The sequence below is a fragment of the Thiomicrospira microaerophila genome (assembly GCF_023278225.1).
GTDB lineage: Bacteria > Pseudomonadota > Gammaproteobacteria > Thiomicrospirales > Thiomicrospiraceae > Thiomicrospira > Thiomicrospira microaerophila_A.
This window is the reverse complement of the sequence record NZ_CP070959.1, coordinates 267,370-283,698: the sequence shown is the minus strand read 5'-3', so window position 1 is coordinate 283,698 and position 16,329 is coordinate 267,370. Positions and strand designations below refer to the sequence as shown.

The 16,329-nt window shown below is 46.3% G+C and carries 17 protein-coding genes and 1 CRISPR repeat array; of the genes, 3 read left to right on the top strand and 14 right to left on the bottom strand.

Annotated features, from left to right (window positions below):
- Nucleotides 1-13: 13 nt before the first annotated feature.
- The 3 genes from sufB to JX580_RS01395 form a co-directional block, all read right to left on the bottom strand.
- Complete coding sequence (gene sufB, locus JX580_RS01405; RefSeq protein ID WP_248851011.1) at nt 14-1,501, bottom strand: Fe-S cluster assembly protein SufB; 1,488 nt, start codon at nt 1,499-1,501, stop codon at nt 14-16.
- 93 nt (nt 1,502-1,594) lie between these two features.
- Complete coding sequence (locus JX580_RS01400; RefSeq protein ID WP_248851010.1) at nt 1,595-2,275, bottom strand: hypothetical protein; 681 nt, start codon at nt 2,273-2,275, stop codon at nt 1,595-1,597.
- 8 nt (nt 2,276-2,283) lie between these two features.
- Nucleotides 2,284-3,216 (bottom strand): zinc ABC transporter substrate-binding protein, encoded by a 933-nt coding sequence (locus JX580_RS01395; protein ID WP_248851009.1) that lies wholly within the window; start codon nt 3,214-3,216, stop codon nt 2,284-2,286.
- 25 nt (nt 3,217-3,241) lie between these two features.
- On the opposite strand from JX580_RS01395, the gene JX580_RS01390 reads away from it, so the two are divergent.
- Both JX580_RS01390 and JX580_RS01385 read left to right on the top strand, forming a co-directional pair.
- Nucleotides 3,242-3,985 carry an ATP-binding cassette domain-containing protein gene (locus JX580_RS01390; RefSeq protein ID WP_248851008.1) on the top strand — a complete coding sequence of 248 codons (744 nt, stop codon included), beginning with the start codon at nt 3,242-3,244 and terminating at the stop codon, nt 3,983-3,985.
- The gene (locus JX580_RS01385) at nt 3,978-4,763 is read left to right on the top strand and encodes an iron chelate uptake ABC transporter family permease subunit (RefSeq protein WP_248851007.1); all 786 of its coding nucleotides are present in this window, start codon (nt 3,978-3,980) and stop codon (nt 4,761-4,763) included. Before JX580_RS01390 ends, JX580_RS01385 begins: the two co-directional genes overlap by 8 nt.
- On the opposite strand, the gene JX580_RS01380 is transcribed toward JX580_RS01385, so the two are convergent.
- Complete coding sequence (locus tag JX580_RS01380) at nt 4,760-5,128, bottom strand: hypothetical protein (RefSeq protein WP_248851006.1); 369 nt, start codon at nt 5,126-5,128, stop codon at nt 4,760-4,762. The two genes, JX580_RS01385 and JX580_RS01380, sit on opposite strands and share 4 nt — an antisense overlap.
- Before the next feature lie 157 nt (nt 5,129-5,285).
- Here JX580_RS01380 and JX580_RS01375 point away from each other — a divergent pair, with 157 nt between their 5' ends.
- Nucleotides 5,286-5,795 carry a hypothetical protein gene (locus tag JX580_RS01375; RefSeq protein WP_248851005.1) on the top strand — a complete coding sequence of 170 codons (510 nt, stop codon included), beginning with the start codon at nt 5,286-5,288 and terminating at the stop codon, nt 5,793-5,795.
- Between the two features lie 13 nt (nt 5,796-5,808).
- Nucleotides 5,809-7,574: direct repeats of the CRISPR family, unit length 32 nt; unit sequence GTTTCAATCCACGCGCCCGCATGGGGCGCGAC.
- Between the two features lie 198 nt (nt 7,575-7,772).
- Here JX580_RS01375 and JX580_RS01370 read toward each other — a convergent pair.
- The 10 genes from JX580_RS01370 to cas3 all read right to left on the bottom strand — a co-directional run bounded on the left by JX580_RS01370 (nt 7,773) and on the right by cas3 (nt 16,303).
- On the bottom strand, nt 7,773-8,051 hold the full coding sequence (locus JX580_RS01370; RefSeq protein WP_248851004.1) for a helix-turn-helix domain-containing protein: 279 nt from the start codon (nt 8,049-8,051) through the stop codon (nt 7,773-7,775).
- Nucleotides 8,042-8,374: a type II toxin-antitoxin system RelE/ParE family toxin gene (locus JX580_RS01365; RefSeq protein WP_248851003.1), complete on the bottom strand. Its 333-nt coding sequence runs from the start codon at nt 8,372-8,374 to the stop codon at nt 8,042-8,044. Before JX580_RS01365 ends, JX580_RS01370 begins: the two co-directional genes overlap by 10 nt.
- 30 nt (nt 8,375-8,404) lie before the next feature.
- Nucleotides 8,405-8,698, bottom strand: coding sequence for a CRISPR-associated endonuclease Cas2 (cas2, locus tag JX580_RS01360; protein ID WP_248851002.1), 294 nt, complete (start codon nt 8,696-8,698; stop codon nt 8,405-8,407).
- A gap of 10 nt (nt 8,699-8,708) precedes the next feature.
- Nucleotides 8,709-9,728, bottom strand: coding sequence for a type I-C CRISPR-associated endonuclease Cas1c (gene cas1c, locus JX580_RS01355; protein ID WP_248851001.1), 1,020 nt, complete (start codon nt 9,726-9,728; stop codon nt 8,709-8,711).
- Complete coding sequence (gene cas4, locus JX580_RS01350; RefSeq protein ID WP_248851000.1) at nt 9,709-10,347, bottom strand: CRISPR-associated protein Cas4; 639 nt, start codon at nt 10,345-10,347, stop codon at nt 9,709-9,711. The genes cas1c and cas4 overlap by 20 nt, the downstream gene beginning before the upstream one ends.
- Before the next feature lie 2 nt (nt 10,348-10,349).
- A complete protein-coding gene (gene cas7c, locus JX580_RS01345) occupies nt 10,350-11,219 on the bottom strand; it encodes a type I-C CRISPR-associated protein Cas7/Csd2 (protein ID WP_248850999.1) in 870 nt (289 codons plus the stop codon).
- The gene (gene cas8c, locus JX580_RS01340) at nt 11,219-13,018 is read right to left on the bottom strand and encodes a type I-C CRISPR-associated protein Cas8c/Csd1 (protein ID WP_248850998.1); all 1,800 of its coding nucleotides are present in this window, start codon (nt 13,016-13,018) and stop codon (nt 11,219-11,221) included. Before cas8c ends, cas7c begins: the two co-directional genes overlap by 1 nt.
- Nucleotides 13,015-13,695 (bottom strand): type I-C CRISPR-associated protein Cas5c, encoded by a 681-nt coding sequence (cas5c, locus tag JX580_RS01335; RefSeq protein ID WP_248850997.1) that lies wholly within the window; start codon nt 13,693-13,695, stop codon nt 13,015-13,017. The genes cas8c and cas5c overlap by 4 nt, the downstream gene beginning before the upstream one ends.
- 130 nt (nt 13,696-13,825) lie before the next feature.
- On the bottom strand, nt 13,826-13,975 hold the full coding sequence (locus tag JX580_RS01330) for a hypothetical protein (protein ID WP_248850996.1): 150 nt from the start codon (nt 13,973-13,975) through the stop codon (nt 13,826-13,828).
- 81 nt (nt 13,976-14,056) lie between these two features.
- A complete protein-coding gene (cas3, locus tag JX580_RS01325; protein WP_248850995.1) occupies nt 14,057-16,303 on the bottom strand; it encodes a CRISPR-associated helicase Cas3' in 2,247 nt (748 codons plus the stop codon).
- Between the last annotated feature and the right edge of the window lie 26 nt (nt 16,304-16,329).

Genomic DNA, 16,329 nt, shown 5'->3' with positions numbered 1-16,329 from the left:
TTGAATGGCTAGCTTAGCCAACGGAACCTTCAAGGCTGATCGCCAGCAACTCTTCGGCTTCTTGTGCGAACTCTAGCGGCAATTCTTTAAACACCTCTTTACAGAAGCCGTTTACAATCATCGAAATCGCATCCTGTTCGCTAATGCCGCGTTGCTGACAATAGAACAACTGGTCTTCACCAATCCGCGAGGTGGTCGCTTCATGCTCAATCTGTGCCGTTGGGTTTTCAACTTCAATGTAGGGAAACGTATGCGCACCACATTGGTCACCAATCAACATCGAATCACATTGCGTAAAGTTACGCGCACCCTCGGCAGACGGCAAAATCTTCACCAAGCCACGATAGGTGTTATCGCTTTTACCGGCGGATAAGCCTTTAGAAATAATCGTACTACGGGTGTTTTTGCCGATATGAATCATTTTAGTGCCGGTATCGGCTTGTTGACGACGATTCGTCAATGCTACCGAATAGAACTCACCAATCGAGTTATCACCTTTCAATATGCAGCTAGGGTACTTCCACGTAATCGCTGAACCGGTTTCTGCCTGAGTCCAAGATAGCTTGGCGTTTTTGCCCTCACAAATCCCGCGCTTGGTTACAAAATTTAAAATCCCGCCTTGGCAATCGTCATCGCCCGGGTACCAGTTTTGCACAGTGGAATACTTAACTTCGGCGTCTTCATGTACGATCACCTCAACCACTGCGGCATGCAATTGATAAGAATCGCGCACCGGCGCAGAACAGCCTTCAAGATAACTGACGTAACTGCCTTTATCGGCAATCAAAATAGTGCGTTCAAACTGGCCGGTTTTGGCTTCGTTAATACGGAAGTAGGTCGATAAATCAATCGGACAACGCACGCCAGGCGGCACATACACAAAGGTACCGTCAGAGGCGACCGCGGAATTGAGCGCGGCAAAAAAGTTGTCGTGATAAGGCACGACCGATCCAATATACTGCTGAACCAACTCCGGATATTCCTGAACTGCTTCAGAAAACGAGCAGAAAATGATCCCAAGTTTGGCGAGGTCATCGCGCTTGGTGGTCGAAACCGATACCGAATCAAAAATCGCATCCACCGCAATATTGGCCGAGTTGCTATCATCAATCGGCACCCCCAAGCTGGCGAAGGCTTTCGCCACTTCAGGATCGATCATCGGCGCAGAATGGTCTTTACCATCCAAGGCTTTATCGCAGGCCTGGTTACAGCTGCTGCATTCCGGTGCAGAATAATAGCTGTAATCCTGATAGTCAATCGGCGTATATTCGGCTTTTGCCCAATGGGGTTCAACCATCGTTTGCCAATGTTTAAAGGCTTTTAAGCGGAAGTCTAGCATCCATTGCGGTTCGTTTTTCTTGGCAGAAATCGCGCGCACGACATCTTCATTCAAACCTCTATCAAAGGTTTGCACCAATGTCTTGGTAAAAAAACCTTCTTTATAGTGTTTGTTTTTGCTTAATAGGTCGTTGATTTCTTGGTACTGAGTGGTTTGTGTCATCTCAAGTCTTTTGTCTATTTATGTCAATAAAAAACGCCGCACGAGGCAGCCGAATTAATTTCAGAGTATTTTAGTCGGTTATTCATATAATGTCTAGCCGCCAGGGGCATAACAGGCCGACAACCACTCTTCTAATACCGCCGGTTTTAATGCACGCGCCTCTAAACGCAAACACCCAGCAGGCATGTCACCGGCATCATACTGATAAAACCCGCTGCGCCCGGCCTCGATCGCTACCCTATTCGCATACTCTAAGGTATCCAGCACCCCTACCGCGCGCCAAAGTTGAATCTCAGGATCGCGCTGCATCGCATCCAGCACAAATGTGAAATGTTCTAGCACAAGCCTTGGAACAGTCAATTCAACACGCGCTAGCATCGGCCAATCGGGTCGGATGGCGCTCGGCGCCGCGCTCATCAACTTGAGCAGTTCGTTATCGGTTAAACCTGCCTGCATCACTAACGCATAGGGTTTGTTGTCGGCATAGCTTTTTAGCTGCTTTAGCCACCAGGCCTGGTTAGCCAATTCCACCTCCTGCCAAAACATCAATACCAACGCATCCCCTGCATTGAACAAGGCCGCGCGCTCGCGCTCATCCTCAATCCTGTGGCGGGCATCCACAACCAACCAGGCCTGCTCGGTTGCCCCCCTATCCCAAACCAAACCCGGTGCTTCACGCAGACTCAATCCCAAGGCCTGAGCCTGCTGGCTAACCATGGTATGAAACCGGGTTTTACCTGATCCCGGCCAACCGATTAAACAGACCTTATTCACCTTTACCCCTAGTCAAAACACGCGATAAAGTCTTGAACGAGGCGATCATAAAAAGCTTCATAAGGGCGAATCACGCCATCAAAACCTAATGGATCGAGTGAACCCACCTTAACATCCGTGCCGCGAACCACTGCCTCTATTCGGCTCGCCGGAAACTGCGGCTCTTTAAACACACACTTCACCCCTCGCTCGGCCATGGTTTGACGCAAGGCTTGCATTCGACGAACGGAAGGCGGGACTTCCGGATTGACATGAATCGTGCCGGCGGCTTGCAGGCCAAAATCACGTTCAAAATATTGATAGGCATCATGCATCACGATAAACGGCTGGTTTTTCAAAGGCGCAAGCTGTGCTTGCCAAACGGTTTGACGCGCTTGCAGGCTTGCCCATGCTTGCTCTTGACGAGTAATCACCTCGCCCGCGCGCGCAGGGTCAAGCGCAATCAACTGCTGCGCCACAGCATCCATAATCAAACGCGCATTTTCTAAGCTTAACCATAGATGACCATCCATACGTTTTTTGTCTGTTACCGCATGAGGATGAGGTTGTTGATGCCCGTGAGCATGCTCATGCTTTTCCCAAACCCCACCCTCACGCTTTGGCAAGACCACCAGGCCTTGTTGCTGCATCGCGACCAAAACAGACGCATCAATATTACGTAAAGCGCGTTGCAACCAAGCATCCACCCCGGTGCCAACGCTGACCACTAAATCCGCTTGATTTAACTGACGAAGATGGCTAGGTTTTAACTGAAAACCATGCGGGGTCGCGCCCTGATCTAACAAGACCGTTAAACGATCCTGCTCACCCAACAAGGGCATCACCATCGCGGCCAAAGGCGGAATCGACACCACAAGATGCAACTCACGCGCCTGTGAAGCTAGGCTGGTTAGGCTCAATAATAAGCCAACAAAAATAAATCGTTGCATAGGTTTAAGCATAATTCAAATCCTGTAAAATACTTGCATGAATGAAAATCTTTTAATCCATGCTGAAAACATCAGCCATCAATTCGATAACAAACCTGTACTGCAAAACATTAGCTTACAGGTATTTCGCAATCAAATCACCACCCTAATCGGTCCAAATGGTGCCGGCAAATCCACGCTTATCAAAATTCTGCTTAAAATTCTCCAGCCCACTCAAGGTCGGGTCAAACATCACCACAACCTAGTGCTTGGTTTTATGCCACAAAAAATTCAGATTGATCCGACGCTACCGCTAACGGTAAAGCGCTTTTTGCAGCTGGGAATTAAAAAGGCCGATTATCATAGCACAGGGCTTGAAGCGATGGCAGAAGAACTGGCTATCGAACCGTTACTGTCGCAAGCGATTCAGGGATTATCCGGCGGCGAAATGCAAAAGGTATTGTTGGCGCGCGCATTGATTCGCAACCCCGACCTGCTGGTGCTTGATGAACCGGTACAAGGCATTGATCTGCAAAGCCAAAGCCAAATCTACCATCTTATTCACCACCAACAACAAAAACGCCAATGCGCCGTGCTGATGATTAGCCATGACCTGCATCTGGTGATGAAACACACTGATCAAGTCATTTGTCTAAATCAACACGTCTGCTGCTCCGGCACGGTGCAAAGCCTGCGCGACCATCCAAGTTTTATTGCGCAATTCGGCCAAACCCTGCCCGAACATGCGCTCTATCAACATCACCACGACCATTGCCAGCATGGAGACGCCAAGCATGATTGATCATTTTATGCTGCTGGCACTCGCCGGCGGCTTACTCGCCGCTTGGCTCGCCGCGCCACTGGGCGTGTTTGTGGTTTGGCAGCGCCAAGCCTATTTTGGCGAAACCCTTGCCCATTCGGCGCTGCTCGGCATAGGGCTGGGGCTAGTGCTACAAATCAACCTCACGCTGGCGATTATTCTGACCTCATTTTTAATCGTGCTGGGATTGCATAGTTTACGACGCAATGCCCAACTCGCCTCGGATACCCTGCTCGGCATTTTAGCCCACGGCGCGTTGGCAACAGGCCTGGTCGTGCTCAGTCTTCAAGGCAATATTCAGCTGGATATTCTGGGGTATTTATTTGGTGATATTCTCAGCCTCCATGCCACTGATTTAATTTGGATGGCTGTGATCGGTTTGCTTGTTACCGGATTTTTTTACCAACACTGGCATGACCTGCTCAACCTAACACTCAACACGGAACTTGCCCAGGTTGAAGGCGTAAACGTCAAACAAATGCAACTACAGATGACGCTTTTGCTCGCCTTAGTGATTGCCGTCGCGATGAAAGTGGTTGGGGTACTGTTGATTACCTCACTACTAATTCTGCCCGCTGCGAGTGCCCGACGACTTGCTCATACACCGGAACAAATGCTGGGCTACACGTTTTTACTCGCCAGCCTCAGCGTCATCATCGGCCTCGGACTGTCCTACTATGCCGACTTGCCCTCAGGCCCGGCGATTGTCGTCAGCGCGCTTGGCTTGTTCTTGCTACTGCTGCTCAAAAAGCAGCGCTAATCGCTCGTTTGATCACCCGAAGCCGGTAACCTCGCCAACTGCGCCTGTGCATTCTGCTCTAACTGCGCAAGGCGCTCACGTTGCGCGGCCATGCCCTCCGGTGATAAATCCGCAAAATCCTCAGCCAACTTCGCCGCCTGCTCTGGATCATGGGTTAGTAAATAATCAATTGAATCCAAAGTGGCGTAACCCCTTTTCACCCGCAGTAACAAATCCTGCAACACCTGCCGAGCACGCTGCTGCGCCACCCCCTCAACACCCGCTCGCAACGCCGTTAAACGCGCAAATAAATCTTGCGAACCCTCCTGCAACGCCAACGCCTCGCTCAACGGCTTTTCCACCGCATTCTCCAATTCATCACTCATATCACTCCCCTTATAATCCACTGAAAATAATTATAAACCTTTATCCAGCTCCACAAACACCGGCTTAAAGGTTTAAACATAGAACATATTTACTTGATTTTCGATAATATGTTCTATTGAGTATATCACCAAACTTCAAAGTTACTGGAAAAGCACCATGTCATCAAATAAACCTGAATACATAAGATTTAAACACTACACCCAAAAAGAGTTAAAAATTGATATGGAACCCGTGTCATACGTTAAAACCCAAAAAATAACTTTAGGCACGTTTACATTTAAAACCCAGGACTTTACCAACTGGTTATCCCCAGGCGGCTTCCACAGAGAGTATCAAAACGCATTCAAAGAATGGCTTACAAATGCGTTGGAAATTAAAGGGGCAACATTGGATCTTCCTGATGAGGCATCTACACGCTTAAATGTAAATAGCTTCATCAGTTTTGCTTTAAAAAACAGAATTGATGGTATTGTTTACTGCCCTGAATGTGACAAAGAGTATAAAGTTAGTAAACTAAGAACAACTATCGAAGGGCTAACAACAGTCGATGAATCAGCTTTTTGCATCCATAATCACTTATTATTTCAAGGAACTGTAATGCATACTTCTTTTAAAGAAGGGAAAGAGAAAGGCATAAAAAGAACAACACGACTAGCTTGCTCATAGCGTAAACATTTGAGTTTCAATCCACGCGCCCGCATGGGGCGCGACTTTCTGTAAATCATCTTCAACACCTGGCATGGCACGTTTTAATCCACGCGCCCGCATGGGGCGCGACACAATACCCAGCCTGGCATCAACGCAGACCCAAGCGTTTCAATCCACGCGCCCGCATGGGGCGCGACCATAGTTAGCCATTACAGGGGTTGTAATAACTGCTGTTTCAATCCACGCGCCCGCATGGGGCGCGACCTCGTCCAACGCCGGGGCGTTCGCGCGTAATCTGTTTCAATCCACGCGCCCGCATGGGGCGCGACCTGCCACAAGCCGCATACAACTGAGGGTTACGCCTGTTTCAATCCACGCGCCCGCATGGGGCGCGACGCTGGATGACCATCAAAGCCGAATGGGTGATGCGTGTTTCAATCCACGCGCCCGCATGGGGCGCGACGTGCGTCAGTTGTATAAACATGTTGCTGGATATCTGTTTCAATCCACGCGCCCGCATGGGGCGCGACAACGCGCCATAGTCCGGGCTAGGCGCAGTGGCTGGTTTCAATCCACGCGCCCGCATGGGGCGCGACAGCATCCCAACCTGATCTATATTTAGTGATGATTGTTTCAATCCACGCGCCCGCATGGGGCGCGACGTTTTACGGCTACAGCGTGGCAGAATTTATGTGGGGTTTCAATCCACGCGCCCGCATGGGGCGCGACCCGCAACAAATAAACGCCCTAAAGCATAGAGATATTGTTTCAATCCACGCGCCCGCATGGGGCGCGACCCCTTTTGCCGTCATGGGTTACATCAGCATAAGGGGTTTCAATCCACGCGCCCGCATGGGGCGCGACAATGAACATCAACACCAGCCGGCGTAAAATCTTGGTTTCAATCCACGCGCCCGCATGGGGCGCGACACCTGTTTCAAACCAAGATCAAACAAGGCAATCAAGTTTCAATCCACGCGCCCGCATGGGGCGCGACTAAATTTTATGATGATTAACTAATGATCTTAAATGTTTCAATCCACGCGCCCGCATGGGGCGCGACTTTAGCAAGATGACTTAAAACAAATTGATTTACAGTTTCAATCCACGCGCCCGCATGGGGCGCGACGCCGTATCGAATTGGCTTGTTGATAAATGAGTTTGTGTTTCAATCCACGCGCCCGCATGGGGCGCGACCACCTACCTGCCTGAAACCAAAAACGGTACAAGTCGTTTCAATCCACGCGCCCGCATGGGGCGCGACTTGCGCGTCATCTAAGCCAAGCATGGCGCCAATCTGTTTCAATCCACGCGCCCGCATGGGGCGCGACCGTGTTGCGGTGTTGATCTTGCTTTCACCGATGGTGTTTCAATCCACGCGCCCGCATGGGGCGCGACATTAAATGCATCTTGTGTTAAATCCGTTAAAGCGTGTTTCAATCCACGCGCCCGCATGGGGCGCGACGTGGTATACATGACCAGCGGAAAACTAAATCAAATGTTTCAATCCACGCGCCCGCATGGGGCGCGACAAGCGTAAGGGGTTGGGGGGATTACATATAATCTGTTTCAATCCACGCGCCCGCATGGGGCGCGACTGTAAAGGGTTTATCTGAAGATGCTTTTTATGATGTTTCAATCCACGCGCCCGCATGGGGCGCGACGATCAAAGATTATGTATTTTATGGATTGCAAGTAGTTTCAATCCACGCGCCCGCATGGGGCGCGACTACAAATGGGGGTATAGCAGAAACTCAGACATATAGTTTCAATCCACGCGCCCGCATGGGGCGCGACTGCTTATCTATTTAGTCTAGACAAATCGATAGTTTGTAGGCGGGAATTCGCTAACCTAAAAAATAAGCCTGTGCATTTTAACAAATCACACATATATTTATGCCAAAACTTGATAAATGTACTATTTTTTATCCTCGCTAAAGTTCCAAGTTTTTAAAGAGCACTAGGGGTTAGCGTTAACAAAGTAGTCAGGCTACATTAAGAATATTGCAATTGAATTTTAAAACCGCAGGCGTGAGCATATTTTTGTAGCGTTTTCCAGCCAGGGTTACCAGTGCCAGACTCTAGCCTACTAATATTACTTTTTTTAGTGCCAATTTTTTGCGCAATTTCTTCTTGCGTTAGACCTGCTTTTTGACGCATATCAACCAAGACTTCAATCAACTTGAATTCTTCTTCAAGCGCATCATATTCCTTTTTAAAATCAGGATCCTGCATTAATTCATTTTTAAGTTTATCTAATGTCATCATTTGCATGTTTCAATCTCCTTTTGACGTTGCCTTGCAATCTCCAAAATAGTTTTGGGCGTCTTCTGTGTTTTTTTAACAAAAGCATATAAGACTACAATCATCCTTCCTTTTTGATAACAAAATAGGCTTCGGCCAATCCCTTCCGTCCCTTTTGCTCGGATTTCAAATAACCCTTTACCCATCGGTTTCGTCATTGGCTCACCTAAATCAGGACCTTTTATCTGAATCACTTCAAGTAACTTCACCATCCTACTTCGAATACCAACAGGCATTTCACGAATATCGTTTTCTACACCCGTATAAAATTTTATTGTCCACTCTTTAGACATAGCCCATCCTTGTTATCATATAGGATAACTTTATAAAATCAATGTATCCTGAAAAATATCCAGTGCTTTTTTAGCACCATGATGTTCAACTTTACTTCGCCATTTAGCACCCAGCATGTAAAAACGTAAACTGTCACTATCTTCATTATAAATTTCGAGTAATTTTGCTTTTAAAACTACCCATTGCGCCGGGTCCAGTTCACATTCAAAAACCGAGTATTGCACGCGCACACCATAATCCAAGCAAGCTTTAGCAATGTGGCGCAAACGGCGTTGTCCGCCCGGGTCGTCAAACGAAATATCGTAAGTGATTAAAACCATCATCGCGCACCTCCTATCGCGGCACAAAAGGCGGATATTCAGCTAAATCGCCACGTAAATGTCTCGCCAACAACAAGGCTTGAACATGGGGCAATAAGCCAATCGGTACATCTTCGTTTAAAAACGGATGTTTAACCGTTTCTTGTTTGCGGTTTTGCAAAGCAACCAACACGGTTTTACGCGCATCGTCTTTTAATTTGACTGCCCCGCTGACTTCAATTTCAAAATCGTTGGCTTTAATTTGTTTGCGATTAATCAGACTCAGCACCAATCTATCAACTAGCCAAGCACGAAACTCTTCCAATACATCTTGCGCTAAGCTGTCACGACCAGGCCTGGTTTGATGCAAAAAGCCCATTTGCGGATCAAGCCCTACCCCCTGTAGCGCGGCAGTAATATCATTGCCGACCACGCTGTATAAAAAGGATAACAAGGCATTTACACGATCTAACGGTGGTCGGCGACTTCGCGTGTTAAATTCAAAGCCTTTACCAACCGAAGGCAAAATGAGTTGATCGAATACACCAAAATAAAAAGCGGCAGCCTCACCTTCTATACCGCGAATACTGTCTAGATTGTCTCTTTTTTGCAGCCGTCTTAACGAGGAAGACATTTGCACAATCGCTTGATTAACATCGGCATTTTCGCCGTGATTACGCAAATGCCGATACAACACGGATCGTGAATTGGTGATTTTCGCGGCAATGATATTGCGCGAGATCGATTCGGGTTTAAGCTCGGCAGTTTTATACTGTGTTTGTCGCAATAAAACATTGCCGGTTTGCTTACCTTGCAAGCGCCCTAAAAAGCGTCCGTATTCGGTAAAAAACGCTAAGTGCACGCCATTTTCGCCGCAAAATCCCATTAAAAACGGCGAGACCATCACATTTCCAAAACAATAAATCGCTTGGATTGCATGAATCGGCACTTGCATCGCCTTTTCCTTCTCAACCTCAATCACTAAGGTTTCGCGCTCTTTGTGCAGGTAAGCCCCTTGGCGGGTGATGTAAAGGCTATTTTGCAGTTTCTTCATCGGCATTCTCCTGATAAATCGTCTTTACATAGGCTCGACTGGTATCGCGAAACGTCAGCTTAGGATTACACAAATCATACAAAGAACAGGCCTGGCACTTTTTCTCATACTTGGCTTTGGGGGTTTGGCCGGAATTGAGCAAGCTGCGGGTTGCGTCAATAATACTTAGCGTTTCTTGCCGCAGTTCAGGCGTGATTTCGACTTGATGACGATGACGAGTTTGCCAATACCAAATCGCGCCGTGTGACACGTTAATATTGAGCATTTCTTCTAGGCAAAGCGCTTGGGCGCAAAGCTGAATTAAATCGATATGATCTTGTTTGGGTTTGCCACGCTTGTATTCAACAGGAAAACAGACTCCAGTGGCGATTTCCACCTCCACCAAATCCAGCTTTCCGGTTAAACCGAGCGTTGGGGCAGAAACCTCTACCCCACGTTCGTAACGAATCCCTTTGCGGGATTCGGGTAAACCATGATCCACCCGCTGATGCAATTGCTGGCCTTGCGCGGTCAGCCAATTTTCCGACCAGGCCTGCTCATTATGAATGAGCGCACACTGACGCCGACAAAAAGCATAATGCTGTAATGCCGACAAAGGAATCAAGCGGGTATCGGACATGGTTAGAAGACCTCGATGACTTCAACACCCATTTGCGCCAAGCCTTCTGTATTTAGATGGATAGCATAATCTTTAAACTCACTGGCAGGTGTCCCATCCTCACCATTAACACGCTCAACCGTGACACGTTCAAATAGTTTATGCGCTGGTGCGCTGCCCAACGCATTATCATGTTTAAATACAATCAATTTACGTGCCGACATTTCGCCACGAGCGGCTGAATGGTCATGCTCAAACATCATTTCCAATGACTTCCAAACTTTTTCTAGGTCAGCATCCGAAAAGCCTGTTTTTTCGGCTAGCTTGGCAGAAACAAAACCATGCACTCGATACAAGCCATAAGGCACGATATGCTTACGCCCCATAGTGCGTTCTTTTTCCAAGTCTTTTTCATTGGTTACTGCCATACGAGTAATCGAAACTTCTAATGGAATAATCGGATCAATCGATTTTGCAAAGGCCAACTGTAACGGCCCGCGTACTTGACCTGAATTGACTTCGGTTGTCATTACCGCACCAAAGGCTCTAACGTCAAAAAAGTTAGCGCACATCCAATCGGTAACCTCTTTGGCTTTTTGCTGATCTTTTGGCAACTTCTTCGCTTCAGGTTTAATGTCCAGTGCATCATAAGCTTTCTTATTCTGGAGGTTCAAAACACTCTTTTCTTGCACATAGATGTCATAACCCGGCGCATTTTCTTCACTTAATTGAATGAAGTTACGGATTTTGCGTTTTAAGCTGACATCCGTCACTAATCCTTTACTCGACTCTGGATCAAGGCGCGGCATATTGCCTGCATCTGGATCACCATTTGGGTTACCGTTAGTTACGTCAAAAAAGTAAACAAATTCATAGCGATTTTGGATAGTCATTATTCATCTCCTTCAATTTCAGAAATAACGTCAATAGATTTATCTTTATTGGATTTATACTTTTGCTGGTAATAACCAATTGAAAACCGGCCTTGGTTTTCAATCGAAAAATGACGCGGAAATTCACTGGGTAATAACCCCATAATTTGCCCCATTTCTTTTTCCAAATTAAATGTCAGGCCCGGTTTTTCTTTACGAACTTTAGACAGATGATGCTTACTGCCTGCCAACAGCCGTGGATATACCGAATAAGGCACAGTTGAAGCCGAGGCATAATATTTGTCTGCAATCGTGGCATTTACCTTGTCACCTAGTGCAATGCGCTGAATATTTTCTAGAACAGCAAACAGCCTGCCTAGCAAATACGCAGGATTAGTATTGGATTCGTCCAAACTCATAGGTATCTCCTCTTTGGTTAATTGTTTTCTAAACTCTCTTTGTAAAACGGCTTTCACCAACGCGATGCGTAAGCCGCTAATATCGCCATCGGCGCGAAAACGCGCTAACACCTGTGTAAGAATGGCTCTGGGATAGCGTTGCCCTGTCAAAATAGCGCGCATCAGTTCGCCAGCTAAATGACTTGGCACATCTTCCATTTTTGGCTTTTGGCCTTCTCGATGCGGTGCAAGTTGCATTAACAGACGCCAGATTGATGGTGGCATTTTCCACGGCAATGGATCTAGCGCTAAATCTTGAAAATGCTCGGCCAACCTTTGTTGAATATGACCAAACTCAGTCTGCAACCAAAAGCGAATCGAAAGACGCGCGGCATTCGGCGCTAATCCCAAAATAAAAAACTGGGTTTTTGGGTCAAGATCGGGTGCAATTTCAGACAAGGGTCGTCCTTTTGCCAGTTTTTCGATTTCAGCCTTCACCTGCACCGTTTCCGACTCATCTGACACGTAGGGCGGATTAAAGAAATTCATAAATAGGGATTCGGCTTGCTGAGCATTCTTGGAATCATCCGCCAGCGCCCAGAAAACGAGTGTAGTATCGCCTAAGGAAATGCTTTGGTTGTTTTCTCGACGCAACAAGTAATTTAATGCAGTGGTGTAAGCAAAAGCGGCTTGTTCAGATACAGGTGCATTAACGCCCTGCTCTTTCCCGTACGATTCAAATGATTCCTTGTTGAATGAAACAATCGACACACCTGAACTTTGACCACCGGAAACGCCTTTGATAGAAGGATGTAGCCTAGAAATGGGGCGTTGCTTGCCTGTAATCAAGCACATGGTTTCTTGAGCGTCATCGGACTTTAACTGTGACGACCAAAGTGTCTTTGCCTCTTGTGATTCATGGATATACTGCCGCTCACCATCCAATTGAAAAACAACATTGGCATCCAACACCTCCGGCTTTAGGATTGTAAAGTTAGACTTTACTGGATTCCAATTTTGCAAAAACAAAGACAGCGCTTTTAAAGCTGGATCAACCGCATCATTTAAAACACGAAGGTGATAATCCTTGAATGCTTCAAAAGTGGCTAGAGAAAGCTCGAATAAGGCATCACTTTTTTTGTCTTTTGGCATTGCCATGCCTAATACATAGGCTGTTTTATCCCACAAAAAATTTGGCTTTATGCCCGACGTTCTTTTTTCTGGCCTAGGCACCGCCATAAATTTAGGCTGAGGTTTTTTGTCTGCCGTTAAGTTAGGCACAATATCAACCAAATCACCTTCCCTTGAAAGTACAAGAATGTAACTGATTTTTTCTTCACTAAATCCAAACGAGGGGACTTTCGCACCTTCTTTAGCATTCACTAAGCGATCATAATATTCAGTTAAGGCTGTTAAAATCATTGCAGCACCTCCCTTGCATTAAAAGGAGGGACTTCAATCACACCCTGCTTTAACTCAGCTCTAAAAAACTTCGGTTCGGCGTCATTAGCAAAGTCGATGTCATGTAACATCCAACCCAAATCCTTAGATTCATCAGCCAAATCGGAAGAGGGAAAATCATTATCCATTTCGATCAGTTCAAAATAAGCCGGGAATTCACGATTACCTAAGCACGGCTGATGAAAATATTGTCCCTTGCGCGCTCGGCGGTTAAAAATATCCAAATGCTTGCCTACTGAATCTTCAGCACCCGCTTTATCAGTCAGCTCAAAGTGAGCTTCTATAACGTACCCCACATCGCGCAGTAATGTTGTTGCACGTTGCTGGCGATTATCACCCTCATCAATCAAAAAAAATAAATCTTGCGTAGTCTTACGCTTCATTGCACCGCTAACTTTGGAAGATGATATTTTGCAATTTCCCAACTCATTGCGTCGAATCGATTCAAAACGCACCGGCTTTAAAACATGGATTCGATCTACGACCCAACGAATGGCAGGTTTCCAGTGAATTGCTTCTAAAATGCCGCGTGCGGCAGAAGGCGTTATCACATCATACGACACCCGCTCCACCTTCATTTCCGGGCGTGTAAAGCATGCATATTCGCCCCAAACATGCAGTTTAATTCCGTAAGCCATAGGATTCTCCTTCTTGGCTATTTAAATTCGTCGCCTAATCCACGCGCCCTAATTGGGCGCGACATAAAATACCTCTTTAAAAATAGTTAAAAGTTTCAATCCACACGTTCAAAAAACGAGACCAAGCAACTTAGAAAAGATAACGTCCAGTCAAAATAATTAACACAATGCCAGCCACCCACCCGAATGCTCTTACAGGAAGGTAAAACTGTCCACCGAATTTAAAAATCATTTTGTCATCATCACCTTTCTCAAGATGAATCATCCATCGACTGTTCATTCCATATCTCCTCGAAGCGCTCCGAAAAGATATTATTTCATTCCTTATGACCTGTCAACAAATAACTTCTTTTAACTATTATTAAATAATTGAAGACTCTGCTTTGATAAAGGTCGGATTATTCCAACTGATGCCAAACTCATTATCGTAAATATCTTGGTTAATCAATTGCCAAAACTGATCTTCAAACCGATGCGGTGCAACCGTCTGAATCGCTCCAGCCATCTGTAATGCTTCAAACCCTTTTTGGGGAATTTGCACAATATACGGTTGGAGTTTTCGCAATAGCTTACTGACTTCATCTGTTGTATTAAGCTGTACCAATAAAGATTCTGCATCCTCGTCAAACGGCACAAAAATAGGCTGCATAAAACTTTCGATCATCCGAAACTCTTTCGCAATGGTTTGAAAAGGAAACGTCATCTTTGGCGCGTGATCCTGATGCATCTTCATTAGTTGCTTTTGATCTAACTCATCGCCCTTGCGCCAATAGACTTCTGAAAAATATTCTTTAATCGCTTCCTGCCCCAGTAAATTGTCATAACCGCGCCGAAACACCGAACGCATACCTGCCGACAAACCTTCTAATTCTGGTGGTATTTTCCAATCGGGCGACTTAAACACCCAAACATGGCTTTCTTCTTTGGTTTTTAAGCGCTCACGGTTACAGCGCCCAGCGGCTTGGGCAATTGAATCCAGTCCGGCTTCGGCACGCATAACGCATGGAAAGTCAACATCAACACCCGCCTCGATTAATGAGGTTGAAACAACTCGGCAGGCCTGGTTGTTTTTGAGCCTTTCTCGGATGAGATTTAGAGTTTGGACACGATGAGCGGCACACATAAGGGTTGTAAGATGAAAAACACCTTCAACCTTTTTTTCTTTAAGGGACTTAAATAGTGACTGTGCATGACGACGGTTATTTACAATGGTCAGAATTTGTTCATTTGCTTGAATCCGTTCTAACAGTTTTTCATCATCCAATTCGCCTAAGTGGCTGACGCTGACAAGGCTTAATTCTTCAAAAAGTTGTGCAGGATTCGGCGCAATCTCGCGCACATTTTCAAAACCTTTATTAAAGTCCGGCTCGCATAAAGCAGGTTGTGTTGCCGTACACAAAACGACGGAACACCCATAATTTCGAGCCAACTCATCAATCGCCGCCATCACAGGTTTTAGAAATTTAAGCGGCAGGGTTTGCGCTTCATCCAAAATAATCACACTGCCAGAAATATTATGTAACTTGCGGCAACGCGAAGGCCGATCGGCAAATAGTGACTCAAAAAACTGCACTGCAGTGGTCACCACAATCGGCATATCCCAGTTTTCCATTGCCAGCTTGAGTTTATCTTGCGTATTCTCGTTTTTAATGTGTCGATCATCAAAGTTACTGTGATGCTCAAGCACGGAGGATTCACCCAACTCACCAAACGCCTCGCGAAACACCCTGGCGTTCTGTTCAATAATGCTGGTAAACGGGATTACATAAATGATTCGGCGCATACCATGTTGCAAAGCATGATCCAACGCAAACGCCATAGAGCTAAAGGTTTTGCCGCCACCCGTTGGAACGGTCAACGTAAACAGGCCAGGTGGTAACTGCGCTCGTTCACGTGCAGCAGACAAAATACTTTGGCGCAATTGATTGACCTTGGTTAGTTGGCTAGTACTTGTTTTTGCGGCAAGAAACTCATCAAAAACGCGTTTCAAGTCACTTAATGCGGGATAGTCACCGCGCAACCAAGGCTTTGCCTCTAATTGTTTATAAAACTTATCAGTATCAATAAAGTCGGCATCGACCAAGCACGAAAAGATCATACGTATCACAAATGCAAACTGAAAACCATGATTCGCCTGATCGGAGTGAGGCTGAATTTTTGGCAAAAGTTGACTTACTTCAGGCAAGGTCAATTCTTTACGCCAAGCCTGATTATCTGGCTGACATAACTCTTTACCAAAAGTTTGTTTTAAGCGCGCCTCTAACGTCCTTCGTCCATCGCCCTGGTTAATACCATTGGCTAAACCTGCATGGTGACCTGCAATCGCATATGAAATAAGCTTGTAGAAAGGTTCGGGCAATATTTCAGCCGCCACTTTTGCTCCAGCCGTAGCATGATCTACCTTATTTGGCGAACCCTCTAAACGAGCCTGAAAAGCTGAAGTGTATTTCCCCAGGTCATGTAGTAGGCCTGCTAAATAAGCCAGCTCATCCGCGCCGAAATAACGCGCATTATGCTTGGCAATCTCAGCCACCACTTGTAAGTGATCTTGCAATGTTTGCCAGTCGGATTTATCGTGCTCTTTACCTGAGTGTGCAAAATATTCCATCGTACCTTCCATCAGCTATTTTTAGT

Bases quoted from the DNA above. Each gene is read 5' to 3' on its own strand.
- JX580_RS01385 (WP_248851007.1), top strand. From the start codon at position 3,978: ATGATTGATCATTTTATGCTGCTGGCACTCGCCGGCGGCTTACTCGCC.
- JX580_RS01365 (WP_248851003.1), bottom strand. From the start codon at position 8,374: ATGTCTAAAGAGTGGACAATAAAATTTTATACGGGTGTAGAAAACGAT.
- JX580_RS01395 (WP_248851009.1), bottom strand. From the start codon at position 3,216: ATGCTTAAACCTATGCAACGATTTATTTTTGTTGGCTTATTATTGAGC.
- cas8c (WP_248850998.1), bottom strand. From the start codon at position 13,018: ATGATTTTAACAGCCTTAACTGAATATTATGATCGCTTAGTGAATGCT.
- JX580_RS01370 (WP_248851004.1), bottom strand. From the start codon at position 8,051: ATGCAAATGATGACATTAGATAAACTTAAAAATGAATTAATGCAGGAT.
- cas4 (WP_248851000.1), bottom strand. From the start codon at position 10,347: ATGTCCGATACCCGCTTGATTCCTTTGTCGGCATTACAGCATTATGCT.
- cas5c (WP_248850997.1), bottom strand. From the start codon at position 13,695: ATGGCTTACGGAATTAAACTGCATGTTTGGGGCGAATATGCATGCTTT.
- cas1c (WP_248851001.1), bottom strand. From the start codon at position 9,728: ATGAAGAAACTGCAAAATAGCCTTTACATCACCCGCCAAGGGGCTTAC.
- cas3 (WP_248850995.1), bottom strand. From the start codon at position 16,303: ATGGAATATTTTGCACACTCAGGTAAAGAGCACGATAAATCCGACTGG.
- cas7c (WP_248850999.1), bottom strand. From the start codon at position 11,219: ATGACTATCCAAAATCGCTATGAATTTGTTTACTTTTTTGACGTAACT.
- sufB (WP_248851011.1), bottom strand. From the start codon at position 1,501: ATGACACAAACCACTCAGTACCAAGAAATCAACGACCTATTAAGCAAA.
- cas2 (WP_248851002.1), bottom strand. From the start codon at position 8,698: ATGATGGTTTTAATCACTTACGATATTTCGTTTGACGACCCGGGCGGA.
- JX580_RS01380 (WP_248851006.1), bottom strand. From the start codon at position 5,128: ATGAGTGATGAATTGGAGAATGCGGTGGAAAAGCCGTTGAGCGAGGCG.
- JX580_RS01375 (WP_248851005.1), top strand. From the start codon at position 5,286: ATGTCATCAAATAAACCTGAATACATAAGATTTAAACACTACACCCAA.
- JX580_RS01330 (WP_248850996.1), bottom strand. From the start codon at position 13,975: ATGAACAGTCGATGGATGATTCATCTTGAGAAAGGTGATGATGACAAA.
- JX580_RS01390 (WP_248851008.1), top strand. From the start codon at position 3,242: ATGAATGAAAATCTTTTAATCCATGCTGAAAACATCAGCCATCAATTC.